The 21443-nt window shown below is 36.7% G+C and carries 15 protein-coding genes and 4 pseudogenes; all 19 read right to left on the bottom strand.

The annotated features are described in order from the left end of the window. Positions 1–31: 31 nt before the first annotated feature. A pseudogene (gene asd / locus K6959_RS06155) lies at positions 32–1081 on the bottom strand (aspartate-semialdehyde dehydrogenase). Between the two features lie 173 nt (positions 1082–1254). Next, positions 1255–1854: a dipicolinate synthase subunit B gene (gene dpaB, locus K6959_RS06150; RefSeq protein ID WP_223088328.1), complete on the bottom strand. Its 600-nt coding sequence runs from the start codon at positions 1852–1854 to the stop codon at positions 1255–1257. A 2-nt stretch (positions 1855–1856) separates the two neighbouring features. Continuing rightward, complete coding sequence (gene dpaA, locus K6959_RS06145) at positions 1857–2756, bottom strand: dipicolinic acid synthetase subunit A (RefSeq protein ID WP_223087932.1); 900 nt, start codon at positions 2754–2756, stop codon at positions 1857–1859. A 315-nt stretch (positions 2757–3071) separates the two neighbouring features. Then, a complete protein-coding gene (locus K6959_RS06140) occupies positions 3072–3323 on the bottom strand; it encodes a YlmC/YmxH family sporulation protein (RefSeq protein WP_163240183.1) in 252 nt (83 codons plus the stop codon). A gap of 282 nt (positions 3324–3605) precedes the next feature. After that, positions 3606–4860: pseudogene (locus K6959_RS06135) on the bottom strand (M16 family metallopeptidase). A gap of 39 nt (positions 4861–4899) precedes the next feature. Continuing rightward, complete coding sequence (locus K6959_RS06130) at positions 4900–5901, bottom strand: polysaccharide deacetylase family protein (RefSeq protein ID WP_223087930.1); 1002 nt, start codon at positions 5899–5901, stop codon at positions 4900–4902. A 144-nt stretch (positions 5902–6045) separates the two neighbouring features. Continuing rightward, positions 6046–8154: a polyribonucleotide nucleotidyltransferase gene (gene pnp, locus K6959_RS06125; RefSeq protein ID WP_163240177.1), complete on the bottom strand. Its 2109-nt coding sequence runs from the start codon at positions 8152–8154 to the stop codon at positions 6046–6048. A gap of 335 nt (positions 8155–8489) precedes the next feature. After that, a complete protein-coding gene (rpsO, locus tag K6959_RS06120) occupies positions 8490–8759 on the bottom strand; it encodes a 30S ribosomal protein S15 (RefSeq protein ID WP_163240175.1) in 270 nt (89 codons plus the stop codon). A gap of 121 nt (positions 8760–8880) precedes the next feature. After that, positions 8881–9834 (bottom strand): bifunctional riboflavin kinase/FAD synthetase, encoded by a 954-nt coding sequence (ribF, locus tag K6959_RS06115; RefSeq protein WP_163240173.1) that lies wholly within the window; start codon positions 9832–9834, stop codon positions 8881–8883. Positions 9835–9896: 62 nt separating this feature from the next. Beyond that, entirely contained in the window at positions 9897–10814 is a 918-nt protein-coding gene (gene truB / locus K6959_RS06110; RefSeq protein ID WP_163240172.1) for a tRNA pseudouridine(55) synthase TruB, read from the bottom strand. Positions 10815–10889: 75 nt separating this feature from the next. Then, a complete protein-coding gene (gene rbfA / locus K6959_RS06105) occupies positions 10890–11249 on the bottom strand; it encodes a 30S ribosome-binding factor RbfA (protein ID WP_163240170.1) in 360 nt (119 codons plus the stop codon). A gap of 17 nt (positions 11250–11266) precedes the next feature. Next, on the bottom strand, positions 11267–11545 hold the full coding sequence (locus tag K6959_RS06100; protein WP_223088326.1) for a DUF503 domain-containing protein: 279 nt from the start codon (positions 11543–11545) through the stop codon (positions 11267–11269). Continuing rightward, a complete protein-coding gene (gene infB, locus K6959_RS06095; RefSeq protein WP_223087929.1) occupies positions 11545–13695 on the bottom strand; it encodes a translation initiation factor IF-2 in 2151 nt (716 codons plus the stop codon). Before infB ends, K6959_RS06100 begins: the two co-directional genes overlap by 1 nt. 19 nt (positions 13696–13714) lie before the next feature. After that, a complete protein-coding gene (locus K6959_RS06090) occupies positions 13715–14017 on the bottom strand; it encodes a YlxQ family RNA-binding protein (protein WP_163240166.1) in 303 nt (100 codons plus the stop codon). Beyond that, positions 14014–14247, bottom strand: coding sequence for an RNase P modulator RnpM (rnpM, locus tag K6959_RS06085; RefSeq protein ID WP_218943899.1), 234 nt, complete (start codon positions 14245–14247; stop codon positions 14014–14016). The genes K6959_RS06090 and rnpM overlap by 4 nt, the downstream gene beginning before the upstream one ends. A 75-nt stretch (positions 14248–14322) precedes the next feature. Further along, on the bottom strand, positions 14323–15447 hold the full coding sequence (nusA, locus tag K6959_RS06080; RefSeq protein WP_223087927.1) for a transcription termination factor NusA: 1125 nt from the start codon (positions 15445–15447) through the stop codon (positions 14323–14325). 48 nt (positions 15448–15495) lie between these two features. Beyond that, on the bottom strand, positions 15496–15966 hold the full coding sequence (gene rimP / locus K6959_RS06075; RefSeq protein ID WP_163240160.1) for a ribosome maturation factor RimP: 471 nt from the start codon (positions 15964–15966) through the stop codon (positions 15496–15498). 273 nt (positions 15967–16239) lie between these two features. Next, positions 16240–17646: pseudogene (locus K6959_RS06070) on the bottom strand (PolC-type DNA polymerase III); the annotation flags it as partial. A 771-nt stretch (positions 17647–18417) separates the two neighbouring features. Continuing rightward, positions 18418–21358 (bottom strand): annotated as a pseudogene (locus K6959_RS06065) (PolC-type DNA polymerase III); the annotation flags it as partial. Positions 21359–21443 lie beyond the last annotated feature (85 nt).

The raw sequence follows: 21443 nt of genomic DNA, 5'->3' as shown, positions 1-21443 counted from the left end.
AGTAAATCATAACCTGTTGTCTTTTAGTCTTTTATTTTACTAATCCTAGTTTTACTAAACTTTCTGCAATTTGAACTGAATTTAAAGCTGCACCTTTTAATAGATTATCAGCAACGATCCACATATGAAAGCCTGAAGCCTCATCTAAATCTTTACGAATACGTCCTACAAAAACATCAGATTTTCCAACACAATCAGCAGGCATCGGGTATAACTGATTTTCAGGATTATCTTGTAAAGTAATTCCTGGAGCATCGCTTAATAATGTTTTCATATCGGCAGCTGTTACGTCAGTTTTTTTAACTTCAAGATAAACTGATTCAGAATGACCGACAGCAACTGGCAAACGGACACAAGTAGCTGCAACTTGCAACTCTGGCATACTCATAATTTTCTTTGTTTCATTAATCATTTTCATTTCTTCAAAAGTATATCCATTATCTTCAAATTGATCAATTTGAGGTATAGCATTAAAAGCAATTTGATAATGCTTATTTGCTCCTTTTACCGGTAAAATTTTCGGTTCAAATGGTTGCTTGTTCAAAATTGATTGTGTTTGATGATTTAATTCATCAATAGCTGCTGCTCCTGCACCAGAAACAGCTTGATAAGTTGACACAATCACTTTCTTTAAACCATACTGCTTTCGTATCGGTTCTAACGTTACGACCATTTGGATCGTTGAACAATTTGGATTTGCGATAATGCCGTTATGATTATGCAATTCATATTCATTAACTTCAGGTACAACAAGCGGTACATCTCAAGCCATTCGGAAAGCACTTGTATTATCTATAACAATTGCTCCCCGTTTTACTGCTTCAGGAGCAAGCTCCCTTGATACGCTTCCCCCTGCACTAAACAATGCGATATCTACTCCTGTAAAAGAGTCAGGCTTTGCTTCCTCAACTATTATTTCTTTTCCTTGATGGAAGATTTTTTTTTCAGCAGATCGAGCTGATGACAGTAGTGTTAATTTTGAAATTGGGAATTGTCGTTTCGTTAACGTTTCAAGTATTTGTTCACCAACTGCACCCGTAGCCCCTACAACCGCAACGTGAAATCCATTTGTCTGACTCATTTTTGCATCCCCTTCCAGTATATATCATTTCCTTATAAGGCATAAGGCGTCAGTCAAAATTAGACTTTAAATACTTTTTTCAAGCCCGGTATAACCGAGCTTGAATATTGCCTTTATAATATCATTTATTTTAACATATTCATCCGTTAATGAAATAAAATTTTTTTTTTTGATTATTTCCCAACACGAAATCTTTCAATAATAACTGGCTGAAGTTGTTTTCCTTCTAACGCAGAACAAACCGTCTCTTTTAAAAAGGACATTTGTGCAACCATTGAATTAGGCTTTTTTTTTGGATCATCCTGACCAAATGGAATGAAATAAATGTTTTTTGCAGACATAAGTCTCATTAAATTTACACCATTTAATCCGAGCGCATCATTTGTAGAAAAACCAACAACAACAGGCTTTTGATTCCTTAATGTTGCTTTTGCTGCCATTAATACAGGTGAATCGGTAAGTGCATTTGCGAATTTACTCATTGAATTTCCGGTTAAAGGTGCTATGATCATGCAATCAAGCGGATTTTTCGGACCAAATGGTTCAGCCTCAACGATCGAATCCACCACACTACGGCCAGTTAGATTTTCTATTCTTTGTACCCATTCGTCTCCTTTTCCAAATCGAGTTGTTGATGATTTGACGGTAAAAGTAACAACTGGAAAAACTTCAGCACCTTCATTGACAAGCTTTTCTATCTCGGGAAATACCGCATCGTACGTACAATGAGATCCTGTTAGACCAAAGCCGACTTTTTTTCCTTTTAACAACATGCTCATTTTTTCCCCTTTCGTTTATTAAAATCTTCCTCAAGCAGTTGAGCTAAAACGTTTGCTAAAATTTTCCCAGCCGATTTAGGTGCAACGATTCCTGGTAAACTTGGTGCTAATAACGCTTTAATTCCGCGTTTTTCTGCATATCGAAAATCTGTACCGCCTGGTTTGGACGCAAGATCAATTATTAAAGTATGCGAAGGCATCTTTGCAATAACTGCTGCTTTCACGATTAAATGCGGGATTGTATTAATACAAATATCTGCATCCTTAACAACTTGCTCGATCTCACTTAAATAGAAAGGTGTTAAGCCCATTTCAGTTATCCGGGCAATATGTTCGCTTCTTCGCGCTCCCACTTTTACATTTGCTCCGAGAGATTGAAAATTGCGGGCAACTGTCATTCCAACTCTACCTAATCCTAAAACTACAATATTGGAACCGTGGATTGTAAAATCCGTATGCTGAATTGCCATCATAATTGTTCCTTCAACCGTCGGAATTGAATTATAAATAGCAACGTCATCCCGTTCAAACAATTGGACAAGACGACGATCAGCCTTTTTTGTGATCCCATTTAAATATGAATTGCTTATTCCAGAATAAATGGTGCAGCGGGAAGGTGTTTTTAATAGTAATTCTTCTGACAAGATCACTTTTTGATTAGAAAATATTGTTTCAACCTGTCCTTCTAAACTCGTACCCGTTACAGGTAAAATGATTGCATCTGTTTCAGAAAGTTCATAGTCTGGAAACTTTTCCTTCACCGCACCGGTAAAGGCATGATCAAGCTGTTCGAATCCAATTAAAGACAGCTTTGCATCCAACTCATTTAGCTTTCTTATAATCTCAAGTTGTCGTGCATCGCCGCCAATAATTGTGATCTGCATACCAGTCAACATGAAATTGTCACCTTCTTTAAATAAAATGAACCGTTAATAGATCAAGCTTAAAAAACGGGCAAAAAAACGAACTACTGCCACATTTTATGTAAGTAATAAAAAATCGGTGAATTTAGTAAATGGTTTTTTAATGATTTAACAAGATAGGAGAAATTAATATGGGGAATTTTCAATCTAATGCGCTTTGTAACGTTTATTTTTTACGTGAGAGAAAAAATGAAGCGAGGCTTTTAAACTGTGACAAATGCCCCGCCGTGAATTTACTTGCCCTTTAAAAAGATCAACATCAGTCTACAAAAAAAGTTGATTTTTATCTTAAACTGTTCCTTCATCATTCATATCAATAATAATCATATCTGAACCAATTTTTTTTATATGTTTCCATGGGACACGAATTTCTTCACCTTGCTGCTTGCGAAATCCGAACCATTTTCCTGTTGGGATAAGCAGTGCTTGTATCTCACCAGTATTTGCATTAATCTCGAGGTCAGTTTGTCCAAGCATACCAAGCCGTTCTGCTCTTTTTACATCAACAATTTCCTTGCCGCTCAATTCACTTAATTTCATTATCAAACCCCTCCCTTATCACCCTCCATACTTTAGTTTATTTTTATCGTCCAAGTTTAGAATAGATATTTGTTATAAAAGCCAAAAATACCTGTATATAAATACAGGCTTCAAACTGATGACAAACGCTCGCATTCTTTGTTACTTGCAATTCGTTGTAAGCTAATGAACGAATGCATCTATGCTACGCGCCTCGACTGGCAAGCGTTTTTGACCAATCTAAGGAAGTTGCTTTAATTGTTGACTTTGTCTTACAAACTCTTGCTATATATAAATACAGACTTATTTAGTCATCATATTATTTGGTAATTTTCCATCCGGACTAATAAGAGCTGCTGAATATTGATCGGTAAAAATTGTTTTAGCTAAATGATCAACGCTCTCTTTCGTTACTTTATCAATATACTCAACAATTTCATCAAGTGTACGATGGCGTTTTAACAGCAATTCGTTCTTTCCGTTTCGGCTCATTCTGCTATTGGTGCTTTCAAGACTAAGCATGAGGCTGCCTTTTAACTGTTCTTTACTATTAATCAGTTCTTTTTCAGTAACTCCATCTTGTTTTAATTTGTGTAGTGTTTCTTGAATTGTATCGAAAAGCATATTTAATTGATTCACACCTGTACCGCCGTAAAACGTCACAATCCCATTATCTTGAAAAGATGAGTGGTATGAGAACACAGAATAAGCTAGACCACGTTGTTCTCTGACTTCTTGGAACAGGCGGCTGCTCATACTTCCGCCTAAAATATTGTTTAGGACAATGAAACTATATATATCATCGTGACCTATCGGCAACCCTTCAAATCCAATACATAAATGTGCTTGTTCAGTTTCTTTTTTGCGTGCGATACGGTTTATATGGAACGATGGTATTTCAGACGGTTGGGGATTTTCCCCTCCCTCATATGAACCAAAATATTCCTCAACTCTTTTAATAAATGTGTCATTAACATTACCCGCAATAGAAATAACAACATTATCAGGTGTATAATTTTGAAACATATATTCCTTTAAACGTTTTCGCCTTTGAAAGAGTGTAATGTTTCCTCTGTTCCTAAAATCGGAAACCCGAGAGAATGATTTTCATACACTGCTTTGCTTAATAAATCATGCACAATATCATCAGGGGGTATCTTCTCTTCATACATTTTAATTTCTTCAAAAACAACATTTTTTTCTCTTTATTTAACTCATCTTCAACAAATGTTGAATTAAAGAACATATCCGCTAATATTTCTAAAGCAAGTTCGGCGTGATTATCTAATACCTTTGCATAGTAGCACGTATATTCCTTAGATGTAAAAGCGTTTACTTGACCCCCTATACTATCAAATGATTCTGCAATTTCCCTTGCATTTCTCTTTTTTGTCCCTTTAAAAAACATGTGCTCCAAAAAATGTGAAATTCCATTATTATTCATATTTTCATTTCTAGATCCTGTCATTATCCATACTCCAATTGCAACGGAGCGAACGGTAGGAATATTTTCTAGCACAACTCTTACACCGTTTTGACATGTATATTTTTTTATCAAAAGTATTCCTCCTGTCCAACTACATATTGAAACTCTTATTTATTCATTATGACCATTACAAATGTCCGATTGAGCACTTTTACTTGTTATAATCCGTTCTTCACTTAGCAATTGAGAAACAGTATCAATTTGCAGATCTTTTTCTTTAAGCTCAATAATAAGTTGATTTAAAGCTTTTGCTGTCGGTTCTGTCGGATGCATTAAAATCATGGCACCGTTATGAACTTTTGAAACTACTCTATTAATTAAAAATGGTGGAGACGGTTTTTGCCAATCTATCGTGTCAACACTCCACATCACTGTCCCTAATCCCATATCTGCAGCAATATGAACAACCTCATCCCGATAACTTCCGCTTGGAGGAGCAAACCATTTTACTGTTTTACCGGTTGTTGCTTTTATTACTTTATTCGTTTTTTCTATTTCTTCCTTAATTTGATGCGAAGATAACTTCTTCATATCAGGATGGGAGTAAGAATGGTTGCCGATTTCATGACCAGCATCAGCAATCATTTTTGCAAGCTCAGGGTTTTCTTTTACCCACCGTCCTTCTAAAAAAAAGCTTGCTTTCACGTTATGCTTTTTTAACACTAATAGCATACTTGATAGATGTTCATTTCCCCATGCAACATTAATGAGAAAGCTTACCATCGGCTTGTCTGGATGGCCTTTATAAATAGCCGTGGGGGGTAAGTCTTTTAACTTAACTTTCGGTTCAAGCTGCTTATAAATAAGTTTACTTTCATTAAATTTGCCTTCTTCTTTCATTTTTTCATAAGATTTTTCTACATCAACTGCAAGTCCATTGTATCCGGGGATCCCTTTCCAGACACGATCAATTTTAGCATCTTGAGGAAGAATTTTATACATTTTTGCTTTTTCATTTATTTTTTGAAATAAAGGTTCTTTTTTGTTCATAGAGGCTGCTGTTTTAGTTTTAAGTTGCCCTAAATATTGTTCAGTTAACGGATTTTCTAACGTCCACCATGATAAAATTAATATAAATGCAATAATATTTATTTGTAGTAATTGTTTTTTCATTCTTCCTTCCTCCTTCTCTACAAAGTATGTGTAAGAAGGACAAGGTAGAACGAAGGATCTCATATTATAATCAGCATGATGATCGTAATCGGAATGGTCATATAAAAAGCCAGGGGTTCCCCCTGACTTACCGTTTACTTTTACTTAGCCTTTTTGGCTTTGTTCTTTTAGAACTGCTTTACGGGAAAGGTTCACTCTTCCTTGTTTATCAATCTCCATTACTTTCACAAGGATTTCATCACCGACTTTTACAACATCCTCAACTTTACCAACTCGTTGTTCTGCAAGCTCGGAAATATGTACAAGTCCATCTTTGCCGTTAAAAATTTCTACGAAAGCACCGAATTTCTCAATTCTTTTTACTTTACCTAAATAAACTTGACCTGGTTCGACTTCACGAACGAGATCTTCAATAATTTTCTTTGCCTTTTCGTTCATTTCCTGGTTTACAGAGGAAATAAAGATTGTTCCATCTTGTTCTATATCAATTTTCACGCCAGTTTCTTCAATAATTTTATTAATTTGTTTACCGCTAGGTCCAATGACATCACGAATTTTATCAGGATTAATTGTCATTGTTAATATTTTTGGAGCATACTTTGACAGTTCTTTTTTAGGTTCTGAAATTGTGGTAAGCATATGATCTAATATTTGCATGCGGCCTTTTTTCGCTTGTTCAAGTGCCTCTTTGAGAATTTCACGTGACAAACCCGCGATTTTTATGTCCATTTGCAACGCGGTAACGCCTTTAGCTGTACCTGCGACTTTAAAATCCATATCCCCAAGGAAATCTTCCATTCCTTGAATATCTGTTAAAATGGTATAATGTTCTCCTGTTTTAACAAGTCCCATTGCAATCCCAGCAACAGGGGCTTTTATCGGAACTCCAGCATCCATCATTGCAAGAGTGCTTGCACAAATACTCGCCTGAGATGTTGAACCGTTTGATTCAAGAACTTCAGAAACGAGACGTATGGTATATGGGAAGTCTTTTTCAGATGGAATAATCGGCTCCAAAGCACGTTCTCCTAAAGCACCGTGGCCAATTTCTCGGCGACCCGGCCCTCTAATTGGACCTGTTTCTCCAACACTGAAGGACGGGAAATTATAGTGATGCATAAAACGTTTTTCTTCCTCAATGCCAAGTCCATCTAAAATTTGTACATCTCCTAGTGCACCTAAAGTACAAACGCTAAGGGCTTGAGTTTGTCCGCGTGTAAATAAACCTGAACCATGTGTTCTCGGTAATAAATTAACGTCTGATGAAAGAGGACGAATTTCATCACATTTTCTTCCGTCAGGACGGATTTTTTCCACTGTAATTAAGCGACGAACTTCTTCTTTTACAATTTTGTCTAGTATTTGTGCAACTTGTTTTAATTGCTCTTCATCCATTTCGGATTCTTCTTCATACTTTGAAATGACGTTATCTTTTACTGCTTGGATGGCATCTTCACGTGCATGTTTTTCTTGTGTTTGAATTGCACGAATCATATCTTGTTCACAAATGCCACGAATTGAGTTTTCTAATTCCTGATCCAGTTCAAATAACTCAATATTCATTTTTTCTTTTCCAATTTCAGCGACAATTCTTTCTTGAAATTCAATTAAACGCTTAATCTCTTCATGACCGAACATTATAGCTTCTAGCATTACTTCTTCAGGGACCTCTTCAGCACCAGCTTCAACCATATTGATTGCATCTTTTGTCCCTGCAACTGTTAAATGCATATCGCTCTGTTCTAACTCTTCAACAGTTGGATTAATGACAAAATCATTATTTACACGTCCAACAATTACACCAGCAATTGGCCCTTCAAATGGTATATCTGAAACAGATAATGCTAATGAAGAACCAAACATTGCTGCCATTTCCGAGGAGCAATCTTGGTCAACACTCATTACCATACTAATTACTTGGACTTCATTTCGGAATCCGTCAGCAAACAAAGGTCGAATTGGTCTATCAATTAGACGGCTTGCTAAAATTGCCTTTTCACTTGGCCGTCCTTCACGTTTAATAAAGCCACCTGGAATTTTTCCAACGGCGTAAAGACGCTCTTCATAGTTCACAGTTAATGGAAAGAAATCAACATTTTTTGCTTCTTTTGATGCAGTAGCAGTGCTTAACACAACTGTATCACCATAACGGACTAATACTGCTCCGTTCGCTTGTTTTGCCAATTGTCCTACTTCAACACTAAGCTCCCGTCCAGCCCATTGTAAGGAATAGCTATGCTTATCTTGTTCCATTCTTTAACCCCTCTCTACCTGAGTACACTAGAAATTTAAGCGTTACAACACTTAAACCTTCCTTATAGCTGTCTGAATCATGTGTGTTAGTTTGCACTAAAAAACAGCCATTCTATCATAAATATCATAACATTTTATCATCTGCCTATATAAAGTAAAATTCCATCCGTGGCCGTGATGGTTAGGTGAATTGACAAACGAAAAAATAGCGGTGCTATTACTAGTATGCACAAAAAAGCGGATGATTAAAATAGTGATTTAATATGTATAAAAAAATATTAAGTTAGACTATTTTTTTGCTAATAAAAAAGCGGGAGTAATCCCGCTTCTGAAGACTATCGACGTAAACCCAGTTTGTTAATTAACACACGGTAACGTTGTACGTCATTGTTACGCAGATAGGTTAACAAATTTCGGCGTTTACCTACCATTTTCATAAGACCGCGACGTGAATGATGGTCTTTCTTATGAGTACGTAAATGTTCGTTCAAATTATTAATTTGCTCAGTAAGGACAGCAATTTGAACTTCAGGAGAACCAGTATCGTTCTCATGAGTTTTGAATTCATTAATCAGTTCTTTTTTACGCTCTTGAGTGATTGCCATCCGTTTCACCTCCTATTTTTAGATCCCCAATTACCGAGCAAGCGTTGGTGAATCGCTTTGCCAAGCAATGGTTCTTTTTGTACGTTTATAAGAATACAACTTTTTTTTCTAAAATGCAAGCCTAACAGCTATTTTTTTCAAAATAGTCAATAGCTGTTTGTTTATCTCGATCTATTTGTTTAATTAATTGCTGCACATCTGAAAACTTTTGCTCTTTGCGTATATATGTATGCCACTCTATTTTCACTGTTTTCAAATAAATTTCTTTATTAAAATTTAATATATGAACTTCAATTGTAGGTTGTTTGTCTGCTGATTGATCTTTGAAGGTTGGGGTATATCCTACATTACAAACCCCTTCATACCGCGAACCATCTACAAAAATTCGTACTGCATATACACCGATTGGAGGAATAATATAATCATTATTTAAACGAATATTTGCCGTAGGAAAGCCTAGTTTTCTTCCTCTTTTATCACCGTTAACAACTGTTCCTGTAACGGTATAATAGCGACCGAGCAATTTCGGTAACTCCGCTAACTTTCCTTCACGAATATAGGAACGAATTAACGTGGAGCTTATTTTAGCGTCTCCCCTCGTTAATTTAGGAACGATTGATTGCGTAAATTTATCTCGTGAATGAAACGGCATCGTCTCAGTAGTTCCCTTCCCCATTCGGCCATATGTATAATCGAATCCAGAAACTACATGTTTCACATTTAACCCGATAATATATTGGTCAATAAATTGTTGTGGAAGTAAGTTAGCAAATTGTTGACTGAAATGGATGATAAATAAATAATGAATACCCATTTCTTCAATTAATTTAATTTTGTCGTTAATTGGTGTTATGTAATGAACATGCTTTGTTTCTTTACCAAGGACGACTGATGGGTGAGGGTCAAATGTCATAACTGCACTCTTTAACCCGTAAGATTTTGCATATGCTTGCGCTTCACCGATTACCTTTCTATGCCCTAAATGGACACCATCAAAAAAACCTAAAGCCATTACGAGTGAAGGAAGCTCTTGTTTGTTTAAATGATGTGGATGATGTAATGTAATGACCTGCATGACTATACTCACCTTTTCTGACATGGCATTTTACTTTATAAAACAGCCTTGCTTGTATATGATTATATATCATTCCGCAATACTTTTAACGGTTTGATGCAACCGGTTTTTCGCGGATGCTTTATATAAATAGCAATCGCAAGCCCATTATTTGTTTCGACAACGATAGGCTCGTCTTGATGTTCAAATTGTGTCGGAGTAGGTAAAATTGCTCCGTTCCTTACTTTCTCTGCTACTTTATCACTTATCTTATATTTCGGCAAATGAGAAATACCTTTTTCAAGCGGAAATAACTGATGAACAAAATTACCTGTCTCAATGCTTTGTTCAACTTGATCAAAAGTGAGACAGTCCTTTAGTTCAAATGTCGCTGCTTTTATTCGAGTAAGAAGAGACATATGGGCTGGATAGCCTAACCGTTCACCAATCATAACTGCTAATGTTCTTACGTATGTACCTTTACTGCAATTCACTCGGAATTTAAAGGAAAACTCATCTTCATTAAAAAGTTCTTGATCGTCAAGTAATTGTAAAGAATAAATATGTACTTTTCTAGTTGGACGTTTCACTTCAATTCCTTTACGTGCATATTCATAAAGGCGTTTTCCATTTACTTTAACAGCTGAATACATTGGCGGTGTTTGTTCAATTATACCAGTTAAACTGTCTAAAACAGTTAATATTTCTCTTCTCGTAAAAGCTTTATTCACTTTTTTTGAAGCAATTATTTCGCCAGAAGCATCCTCAGTTGTTGTTGCTGTTCCAATCGTTACCTCACCTTCGTAGGCTTTTTCCGTACTAGTCATAAATTCGGCTACCTTTGTCGCTCTGCCTATGCAAATTGGCAGTACTCCGTCTACATTAGGATCTAATGTACCTGTATGGCCAATTTTTTTTATTTTTAGCAATTTCCGCAGCTTAAAAACACAATCGTGAGACGTCATGCCTTTTGGCTTATATAAAGGTAAGATTCCTTCCAATTTTTTCACTCTCATTCTTTATTAATATAAAATTTTCGTAAAAAATGGATAGACGAAATAGTCTATCCATTTTGTTTAGTGATCTTTTCCCTTTTCTTCTTCATGAATTTGATCGAGCAATGTTTCGATGCGGTTACCATAATCAATTGATTCGTCAAATTCAAAGATGATTTCTGGTGTTTTACGAAGTCGAATTCGCTGTCCTATTTCAGTTCGGATAAACCCTTTTGCTTTTGTTAATCCTTTTAATGTGTTCTCTTTTTCCTCTTTGTCACCTAGTACTGAAATATAAACTTTTGCTTGTTGAAGATCGCCAGTTACTTGAACATCTGTAACGGTCACAAAGCCGACACGCGGATCTTTAATTTTCTGGCTAATGATCGCACCTAACTCTTTCTTCATTTGTTCTCCAACTCGATTAGCTCTAAGGCTCATCATTTATCACCTCGTTTTTAAAGCCATTCAATTTCCGTCATCGTGCGCTCTACTTCAGGAAATGAATCAATGAAGTTAAATACCCTTTGCAATTCTTTCTCAACCTGGACTTTACTAGATGATACCGAACAAACAGCAATTGTTGTTCGCTGCCATACATTCTGATGATCTACTTCCGCGATGGCAATATTAAACTTCTCTTTAAGTCTTGTTAGAATGCCTTGCAAAACAGCACGTTTTTCTTTTAATGAGTGAGCATTATAAATGATTAGCTCACATACGGCGGAACCGATGATCATTTACGTTCTATTTCCTCCATCACATATGCCTCGATAACGTCGCCTTCTTTAATATCATTATAGTTTTTAATTGTAACCCCGCACACATAACCTTGGCTAACTTCTTTGGCGTCATCTTTAAAGCGTTTCAATGTATCAACTTCACCTTCAAAAATAACGATGCCATCACGTATTAAGCGCAAGCCGCTATCTCGAGTAATTTTTCCGTCTGTTACATAACAGCCAGCAATCGTACCAACTTTAGATACTTTAAACGTTTGACGAACTTCAACTTGACCAATTACTTTTTCCTCAAACTCAGGATCAAGCATTCCTTTCATTGCTGCTTCAATTTCTTCAATTACTTTATAAATAATACGGTGGAGCCGTACGTCTACTTCCTCTTCTTCTGCTGCACGCTTAGCATTTACGTCTGGACGAACATTAAAACCGATGACAATAGCGTTAGAAGCAGCTGCTAGTGTAATATCTGATTCATTAATTGCCCCTACGGCCGTATGAATAATTTTAATTTTTACGCCTTCTACTTCAAGTTTTTCTAATGCTGCTGCAAGAGCTTCAACAGAACCTTGAACATCTGCTTTAATAATGATGTTTAAGTCTTTCATTTCTCCTTGCTTCATATGCTCAAATAAAGTGTCGAGGCTAACTCGGGTTTTTTTACTTCGCTGTGCTTGAATTGCTTGTTGAGAGCGTGATTCTCCAATTTGTCTTGCTGTTTTTTCATCTTTAAAAACAACGAATCGATCACCAGCTTGAGGAACATCATTTAATCCCGTAATTTCTACAGGTGTTGATGGGCCAGCTTCTTTTACACGACGGCCAATATCATTTATCATCGCTCTGACACGGCCAAACGTATTTCCAACAACAATTGGGTCCCCAACATGCAAAGTACCATTTTGAACTAATAAAGTAGCAACAGATCCACGGCCTTTATCTAATTGGGCTTCAATAACTGTCCCCATTGCATTTCTTTTCGGGTTTGCTTTCAGCTCTTCAACTTCACTAACTAGCAAAATCATTTCAAGCAGATTGTCAATTCCTTCTCCAGTTAAAGCTGAAATTGGAACGAAGATTGTATCACCGCCCCAGTCTTCTGGGATTAAGCCGTGCTCAGTTAACTCTTGCATGACGCGATCTTTGTTAGCAGTTGGTTTATCTATTTTGTTGACTGCAACGATAATCGGTACTTCCGCTGCTTTGGCATGGTTAATCGCCTCTATCGTTTGCGGCATAACACCATCATCCGCTGCAACAACAAGAATTGTAATATCAGTGATCTTTGCCCCGCGAGCGCGCATTGTTGTAAAAGCAGCGTGTCCCGGCGTATCTAAAAAGGTGATTTTTTTACCATCGACGGTAACCTGATATGCCCCTATATGTTGTGTAATTCCCCCTGCTTCACCTGCTGTTACTTTCGTATTTCTAATTGAGTCAAGTGTTGTTGTTTTTTCGTGGTCAACATGACCCATTATTGTTACAACCGCAGGTCTTTCAACTAAATCCTCTTCATTATCTTCTGTAAAGTATACCTCTAAATCTGTTGTTTCAATTTTTATTTCTTCCTCAACTTCCACATCATATTCGGCCGCAATTAATTCTATTGCATCTTTATCAAGTTCTTGATTAATTGTGGTCATAACGCCTAACATAAATAACTTCTTGATCACTTCAGAAGGCTCACGATGTAGTTTTTTTGCTAATTCAGCAACTGTTAATGATTCACTATAGGTTATTTTTTGTGGGAGCGCTTGTTCCTTTTTTTGTTGGGATTGCATTTTTTGTGCTTGATCATTTGACTTGCCCTTTTGCTTTTTTCTCTGTTTATGTTTTTGTTTGTTCACATTTTTATGATCTTTTGATTGTGTATCTTTTTTCCCATCACGTACACTGCTATTTTGATTATTTTTCGAAGATCTGTTATTTTTTTGTACACTTTGCGCTTCGGATTTTTTCGGTTTTTGTGTCTTTGCTTCGTTTTCATTTTTCTTATGATAAAATCCATCAAGCTTTTGAATTGTTTCATTGTCAATGGTGGTCATATGGTTAGAAACCTCTATATTCATCTCTTTTAGTTTTGCAATAACATCTTTACTTGAAATATTTTGTTTTTTTGCGTATTCATAAACGCGCATTTTACTCATATTTTCACCCCCGCAATAATTAATCGAGCATCTCTAAAAGCTTTTTTGCAAATCCTTTATCAAGGACAGCGACAACGACCCGAGCTTCTTTTCCGATCGCCTGCCCGAGTAAGTATCTGTTTTCCACACTTGTGCAAGGGACATGATAAGATTTGCATTTGTCAGTAATCTTTTTTGTCGTATTAATTGATGCATCTAAAGATAATATTACAAGTTTTGCTCGCCCACTTCTTACTTCTTTTAAGACAAGCTCTTCACCTGAAATCACTTTTTGTGCTCGATTGGCTAAGCCAAGTAATGACAACCATTTATTTTGCATCATTCAGTAATTCTGTTCTCCTTCTCTACCATTTGTAACAATTCTTCGTAAAGAGATTCATCTACATTAACATTAAGTTGACTCGCCAAAATATTTTTTTCCTTAGCGAGAATAACTACTTCTTTATTTTTTGAAAGATATGCACCCCGTCCGGATTTTTTCCCAGTTAAATCAATCGATACGGCTCCCTCTTTAGAGCGAACGATGCGAACAAGTTCTTTTTTCGGCTTCATTTCACCAGTAACAACACATTTTCGCAGTGGGGTTTTTTTTTTTTACGCTTTTTCACGATTCACTCACCTCTTCATTCAATCTTCATCAAAAAAAAAAAAGTCAAATTCATTTTCGATTGATTCCTGTGAGAGTAAAGGTGCGTCTTCCCTAGGATATATCCCCGCTTCTTTCGCTTCCGATTCACTTTTAATATCAATTTTCCATCCAGTAAGTTTTGCAGCTAAACGTGCGTTTTGACCACGCTTTCCGATTGCAAGTGAAAGTTGATAATCTGGAACAATAACGGTTGTGCTTTTTTCAGCTTCATTGACAATCACATCTAGTACTTTTGAAGGACTTAGTGCATTAGCTACAAAAACAACTGGATTGTCAGACCATTTAACAATATCAATTTTTTCTCCTTTTAACTCGTTTACTATTGCTTGAACACGAGTGCCTTTCGGTCCAACACATGAGCCGACAGGGTCTACATCATGATGATCAGAATAAACGGAAATTTTCGATCTGTCTCCCGCTTCACGAGCAACTGATTTAATTTCTACGATACCATCATATATTTCTGGAACTTCAGCTTCAAATAATCTTTTCAACAGACCTGGGTGTGTGCGGGAAACGAAAATTTGCGGACCCTTAGTTGTTTTTTCTACTTTTGTAATAAATACTTTAATTCTATCATGCGGCTTATACTGCTCATTTGGCATTTGCTCATTTACTGGAAGCAATGCTTCAATTTTTCCTAGACTTACATAAATGAACTTTGGATCAAGCCTTTGAACGATACCTGTCATAATATCTTCTTCCCGATCAATAAACTCAGAGTAAATAATTCCTCGTTCAGCTTCTCTTACACGCTGGGTGACAACCTGCTTAGCTGTCTGTGCAGCAATACGGCCGAAATCTTTCGGTGTTACTTCAAGTTCAACTATATCTTCTAGCTGATAGTTTGGGTTAATTTTCATCGCTTCTTCTAATGAAATTTCAAGTCGAGGATCAAAAACCTCTTCAACAACATCTTTTCGGGCAAATACACGCATCTGGCCTGATTCAAGATTTAAATCAACTCGGACATTTTGAGCTTGATTAAAGTTTCGTCGATATGCAGACACGAGTGCTGCTTCAATCGCTTCAATTAATATATCCCTAGAAATGCCTTTTTCTTCTTCAAGCAAAACAAGAGCATCCAACAACTCATTGCTCATGAGATTTTTATCCCCCTTTTAATCACTTTATCAAATCTATTGAACACATTATGTGAATGAGACGGCTAAACGAGCGCTTGCGATTTTCCCGTAAGGAATGTCGATTGTTTTTTTTCTAGTTTTTACTGTTATTTCAATTAAAACAGTGTTGCCATCAAAATTTATTAGTTTACCTTCAAACGATTTATCACCATTGATCGGCTCATATGTTTTAATAAATACATTTTTTCCAATCGCATTCTCATAGTCTGTTTCTTTTTTTAAAGGACGTTCTGCTCCAGGAGATGAAACTTCCAAAAAATAGTTATGAGGAATCGGATCGATTTCGTCGAGTTTTTCACTTAACTGTTCGCTAACAAGCCCACATTCTTCAATGTCTACTCCCGTTTCTTTATCAATGTACACACGGAGGAACCAATCTTTCCCTTCTTTTACGTATTCAACTTCCACCAAGTCTAAATGAAGTTCATCAACGATCGGGATTACTAACTTTTCGACCACTTCGACTACCTTACTCATCTTCTCCCTCCTTTTTTGTCCAAATTACATATAACAGTTAAACATTATAAAAACTGTAATTTAATGTTTTAAAAAAATCCAAACAATACGAAAGAGTGGGTCGCCCCACTCTTGTTCCCGAGAGTTATTGATAGTATTTCCAATAGAACTATACCATAACCAATTTTTTAATGCAAATAGAACACGTATTTTAAGTCTTTAAGATCGGGCGATGTTCATGTAAGACTTTCTTACACGATAAAATTCTCTTAACAGTGAACTCGTTTATTCCTATTAAAAAAGCGATAATTGGTTTGCTTCAGGTAAACCGTTTAAACAACCGTGTTGATCTAGATACTCCATAATTGTTTTTGATACTTTCCCCCCCCGCTTTTGTAAATCTTCTTTTGATAAAAACTCTCCTTCTTCTCGAGCCCTAACAATATTTAACGCAGCATTTGTCCCTAAACCAGGAATAGAATTGAACGGAGGTATTAACGAATTGCCATCAATAATAAATTGATCCGCACTTGAGCGATATAAATCTACTTTTTTGAACGAAAAGCCGCGTTCACACATTTCGAGTGCAAGCTCTAACACAGTTAACATGTTTTTTTCTTTCGGTGATGCATCTAAGCCCTTTCCATTTATTTCTTCAATCCGTGCACGAATTGCTTTTGAACTGCCGACCATCGCTTCAATGTCAAAGTCTTCTGCTCGTACCGTAAAATAAGCAGCATAATAATAAAGAGGATAATGAACTTTAAAATATGCGATCCTTACCGCCATCAGTACGTACGCCGCAGCATGAGCCTTTGGGAACATGTATTTTATCTTTTTACATGAATCGATATACCAGTCTGGTACTTCATTCTTCCGCATTTCTGATTCCATTTCTTCTGTCAAGCCTTTTCCTTTCCGAACCGATTCCATAATTTTGAAGGCAAACGCGGGCTCTAAACCTTGATAAATGAGATAAACCATTATATCATCACGGCATCCGATTACTTCACTTAGTGTACAGATCTTATTTTGGATTAACTCTTGGGCATTTCCCAGCCAGACGTCAGTACCATGGGAAAGTCCCGAAATTTGGACAAGTTCAGAGAATGTCGTTGGCTTTGTGTCTTCTAACATTTGCCGCACAAATTTTGTACCAAATTCCGGTATGCCAAGCGTTCCTGTTTTACACATAATTTGTTCTTCAGTCACTCCTAAAGATTCTGTGCTGCTAAAAATTTTCATTACTTCTGGATCATCAACCGGGATAGACTTTGGATCAATTCCGCTTAAATCTTGAAGCATCCTAATAACAGTTGGATCATCGTGACCTAATATATCTAATTTTAATAAGTTATCATGTATTGAATGGAAATCAAAATGAGTTGTCCTCCATTCAGATTTTTTGTCGTCTGCTGGATATTGAATCGGCGAGAAATCAAAAATATCCATGTAATCAGGGACAACGATGATTCCTCCCGGATGTTGTCCTGTTGTCCGTTTTACCCCTGTACACCCTGATGCCAGTCTATCAATTTCAGCTCCACGCAAGTGTAAGTTATGGTCTTGTTCATATGCCTTTACATAACCAAATGCTGTTTTATCAGCGACTGTACCAATCGTTCCTGCCCGATATACATTATCTTCACCAAATAGTACTTTCGTGTAATTATGGGCGATAGGCTGATATTCCCCAGAAAAATATGACGATAGGTAACGTTTTGAAGCAATGAATCTCCACGTTTTCCCCCGCCCCGCACCGTGCATGATTCTTTCGAAATCACACGGCGCTCCATCATAACTTTTAACGATTTTTTTAATGTTAATCGTTAGTTATGACTTGAGCCCTTCCCTTAGAATAGTTTTTTCCTCAGACTTATTGGTTATTCAGTCTTCATCGGCTACCCTTCAAACGGTACTACGGCTCTACTGCCATTCTGACAAATCGTGATTATTCCGTCAGCGGTATTTTCACGAACCTCTTCAAAGGCGGTTAAGACCTCCAAGTCCAGAATTTCTCACGTTCCATATTTTCTATCCATCATAAACTTCCTTAGGTGCCCTCTAAACGCCGGTAACAGCAATATTCCCCTGTAAGGAATATAGGACTTTCATAATTTGATACTTACTCATCCCAAGTTACTAAGCTATCAGCTCTTCTAGCATTTCTACTAGATGACATTAACGACGATTCAGTCGAGGGTTCGCCCCTAATTATTAGATTCTCACCATAGAAGTTCATGGACGCCCGGCCTATCAAGTACAGGTTCCTTATTTCGGATCCTTTTCGACAGCTTCAATTCTGTTTCGGTACTTTTCAGCCGACTTCAACGAGCTTCGTACACACTTCCTCTTAACCAGTTTGTGTGCACGTCGTAGTTTAGCGGTAGCTCTTCAAGGCGTTACCCTCTCATTTAGCTACTCGAAAATATAGTTCTCCTAACATACAACGTTAGTGGTTACTCTTTTCAAGTAACAACGTGACGCACTCAAATCAATGTCAGGTACTTTATCGCCCTTAAAACCTAAGAACGTCTCAAACGGTATATCATGGCCATCCTTTTTATACTTATCCCCGCAATTAGAGCAATTTTTATCAGGCAAGTCGAAGCCGGACCCTACTGAGCCATCATTAAAAAAAATTCCGATTGCTTACAAGTAGGACAAACATAATGAGGTGGCAATGGATTTACTTCGGTTATATCTGTCATTGTCGCAACGAAAGAAGATCCTACTGAGCCACGAGATCCAACGAGATAACCATCCTCAAGCGATTTTTTTTTTACAGCTTATGCGAGATGAGGTAAATCACGGCAAACCCGTGGCCAATTATACTTTTAAGTTCCTTATCTAGCCTTTCTTGGACAATTTCAGGGAGATTCTCCCCGTATATGCTGCGAGCCTTAGCATAACTCATTTCTCGAATTTCATCATCGGCTCCATCGATTTTTGGTGTATATAAATCATCTTTAATTGGCTTTATCGGCTCAATCATATTCGCAATTTTGTTCGTATTAGTGACAACAATTTTTTTTGCAACTTCTTCACCAAGAAAAGAAAAACTGTCAAGCATTTCATTTGTCGTTCTAAAGTGAACATCTGGTAATTTGTGACGGTTTAATGGATTAGCTCCTCCTTGTGAGCTAATTAATATTTTTCGATACACTTTGTCATTAGGATTTAAATAATGAACATTTCCAGTTGCAACTACAGGTATGTCAAGCTTGTCCCCTAGCTTCACAATATTTCCGATAATTTCCTCAAGCGCTGTTTCATCTCGAACTAGCTCCAACTCTAATAAATGGGCATATACTTCTTTCGGATGCACTTCTAAATAATCATAAAAGTGAGCAGCTTCTTCAACTTCCTCAGGTGCTTTTTGCATCATCGCTTCAAACACCTCACCTTTATCACAACCTGATCCAATTAAAATTCCCTCTCGATATTTTTGTAGCTGTGAGCGAGGGACACGGGGAACACGATAAAAATAATTTAGATGTGAAATCGAGACAATTTTAAATAAATTTTTCAAACCTACTTCGTTTTGAGCAAGCAAAGTACAATGGAATGGACGAGCCCTTTGATAAGCATTTCCTTTTCCCATATTATTGTTTAGCTGGTCATGGTACTCAATACCTTTCTCTTTCACATCAGTAAGCATTCTTAATAATAAATACCCTGTTGCTTCCGCATCATATATTGCCCTATGATGCTGGGTAAGTTCAACATTGAATTTTTTCGCTAATGTATTTAAGCGATGATTTTTCATTTCTGGATATAAAAATCTCGCAAGCTCTAGTGTATCAATAACCGAATTTGCCGCTCTTTCAAAGCCGATTTTTTTATAACCAACATTTAAAAAACCCATATCAAATGTTGCATTATGCGCAACTAATACTGCATCATCTACCCATGTACGAAATTCAGATAAAACTTGAGAAACTTCTGGGGCATTTTGCACCATTTCATCTGTTATTCCAGTTAAGTTGATCGTAGTTGCTGACAACGGATGATGGGGATTAGCAAATCGTTCAAATCGATCAATTATTTCTCCATTATGAATTTTAACTGCAGCCAATTCGATGATTGTATCGTACACTGCTGATAATCCTGTTGTTTCGACATCAAAAACAACATACGTATCATCGGCAAGTAGACGATGAGCTTCGTTATAAGCAATTGGCACACCATCGTCAACTAAGTTGACTTCAACACCGTATAGAATTTTAATATCGTTCTTTTTTCCAGCACTATATGCTTCAGGAAAAGATTGGACTACAGCGTGATCAGTAATAGCAATTGCTTTATGCCCCCACTTTTTTGCCTGCGAAATTAGCTCACTTACTTGTGTGACAGCGTCCATTTGACTCATTGGTGTATGTAAATGTAATTCGACTCTTTTTTCGCTTTTAGGAGCAGTATCTTGACGTTCTTTCGGCTTAATTTCATTTACATCATTCGCAATCATAACTAAATCGCGAACAAATGTATCGTTTTGAACACTTCCCCTCACCTTTAACCACATTCCTTTACGCACTCGTTGAAACTGGGAAGCATCTTCTTTATCTCGAGAAAACATTTTTACTAATATGGAACTTGAGTAATCAGTAATTTTAAACGTCAACAACGTCCGACCGCTTCGAAGCTCTTTAGTTTCTGCGTGAAACACATATCCTTCTATTGTAATGCGACGTTCTTCATCCACGATATCTACTAACTTTCTAAATTCAGTATCATCCTTGATTTGATAGCCAATCAAAAGTGGTCCTTCTGCTAAATTCCCATCATTAGCTTCTTTTTCAGTTTCTCTTTTCTGCATTTCAACTAAAGCTTGCATTGCTTTTTCTTGATCTTCTTTTTCTTTCTCTTGCAAAAAGTGCTCATATTCATTATTGCTTAATTGATCGATAATCTTTGTTTCAATCGTGATCGGCGGAAAACCAAAACTTTCATAAATCAAGGAAATCATTTCAGCATATTTTCTTTTTATTGTTAATCCTTCCAATTCACTTTTTACGTTGATAATCAGCTTATTACCCTGTACGGTCGGAATTTGCTCATTTAATAACTTGAGTAACGGAGGGGAGATTCCTTCCATTTCCTTTATGCAACCTTGCCAATAATCAATCATTAGCTCCTTTGAACTTGAAGAGTTGGAAACTTTTATTGTATAAGAGACTGATGCGATATGTGAAAAGGCTTTTTCTAGTTTTATTATAAATTCTGAATATACATTAAAGGGGATCAAACGATTAAATAGAAAATGAAAGTGCCATTTCCGCGCCCCCTTCTCTATGACAACTTTTTCTATTTGAGCATTTTCGAAATATTTAACTACAGCATCTTCAGTTAATTTTAATTGCTGGAGTAAGAGTTGGAATCGCTCTTTTTTGCCTATGGCGTGATCGCTCATCATTCTCTCTCCTCTCAATTTCTCTTTATCTTTTTTGACATCGATTGTAAACATTCGTATTATATCATAAATTGCTTTAGCCATT

Source organism: Bacillus aquiflavi, assembly GCF_019915265.1.
In the GTDB taxonomy this organism is placed as follows: domain Bacteria; phylum Bacillota; class Bacilli; order Bacillales; family Cytobacillaceae; genus Bacillus_BT; species Bacillus_BT aquiflavi.
The sequence above is the reverse complement of the archived record's forward strand: the minus strand, read 5'-3'. Positions and strand labels throughout refer to the sequence as shown.

Coding starts and splice junctions, on each gene's coding strand:
- dpaB (WP_223088328.1), bottom strand. CDS start 1,854: ATGTTGTTAAAAGGAAAAAAAGTCGGCTTTGGTCTAACAGGATCTCAT.
- dpaA (WP_223087932.1), bottom strand. CDS start 2,756: ATGTTGACTGGTATGCAGATCACAATTATTGGCGGCGATGCACGACAA.
- K6959_RS06140 (WP_163240183.1), bottom strand. CDS start 3,323: ATGAAATTAAGTGAATTGAGCGGCAAGGAAATTGTTGATGTAAAAAGA.
- K6959_RS06130 (WP_223087930.1), bottom strand. CDS start 5,901: ATGAAAAAACAATTACTACAAATAAATATTATTGCATTTATATTAATT.
- pnp (WP_163240177.1), bottom strand. CDS start 8,154: ATGGAACAAGATAAGCATAGCTATTCCTTACAATGGGCTGGACGGGAG.
- rpsO (WP_163240175.1), bottom strand. CDS start 8,759: ATGGCAATCACTCAAGAGCGTAAAAAAGAACTGATTAATGAATTCAAA.
- ribF (WP_163240173.1), bottom strand. CDS start 9,834: ATGCAGGTCATTACATTACATCATCCACATCATTTAAACAAACAAGAG.
- rbfA (WP_163240170.1), bottom strand. CDS start 11,249: ATGAGCCTTAGAGCTAATCGAGTTGGAGAACAAATGAAGAAAGAGTTA.
- infB (WP_223087929.1), bottom strand. CDS start 13,695: ATGAGTAAAATGCGCGTTTATGAATACGCAAAAAAACAAAATATTTCA.
- K6959_RS06090 (WP_163240166.1), bottom strand. CDS start 14,017: ATGATGCAAAATAAATGGTTGTCATTACTTGGCTTAGCCAATCGAGCA.
- rnpM (WP_218943899.1), bottom strand. CDS start 14,247: ATGAAGCCGAAAAAAGAACTTGTTCGCATCGTTCGCTCTAAAGAGGGA.
- nusA (WP_223087927.1), bottom strand. CDS start 15,447: ATGAGCAATGAGTTGTTGGATGCTCTTGTTTTGCTTGAAGAAGAAAAA.
- rimP (WP_163240160.1), bottom strand. CDS start 15,966: ATGAGTAAGGTAGTCGAAGTGGTCGAAAAGTTAGTAATCCCGATCGTT.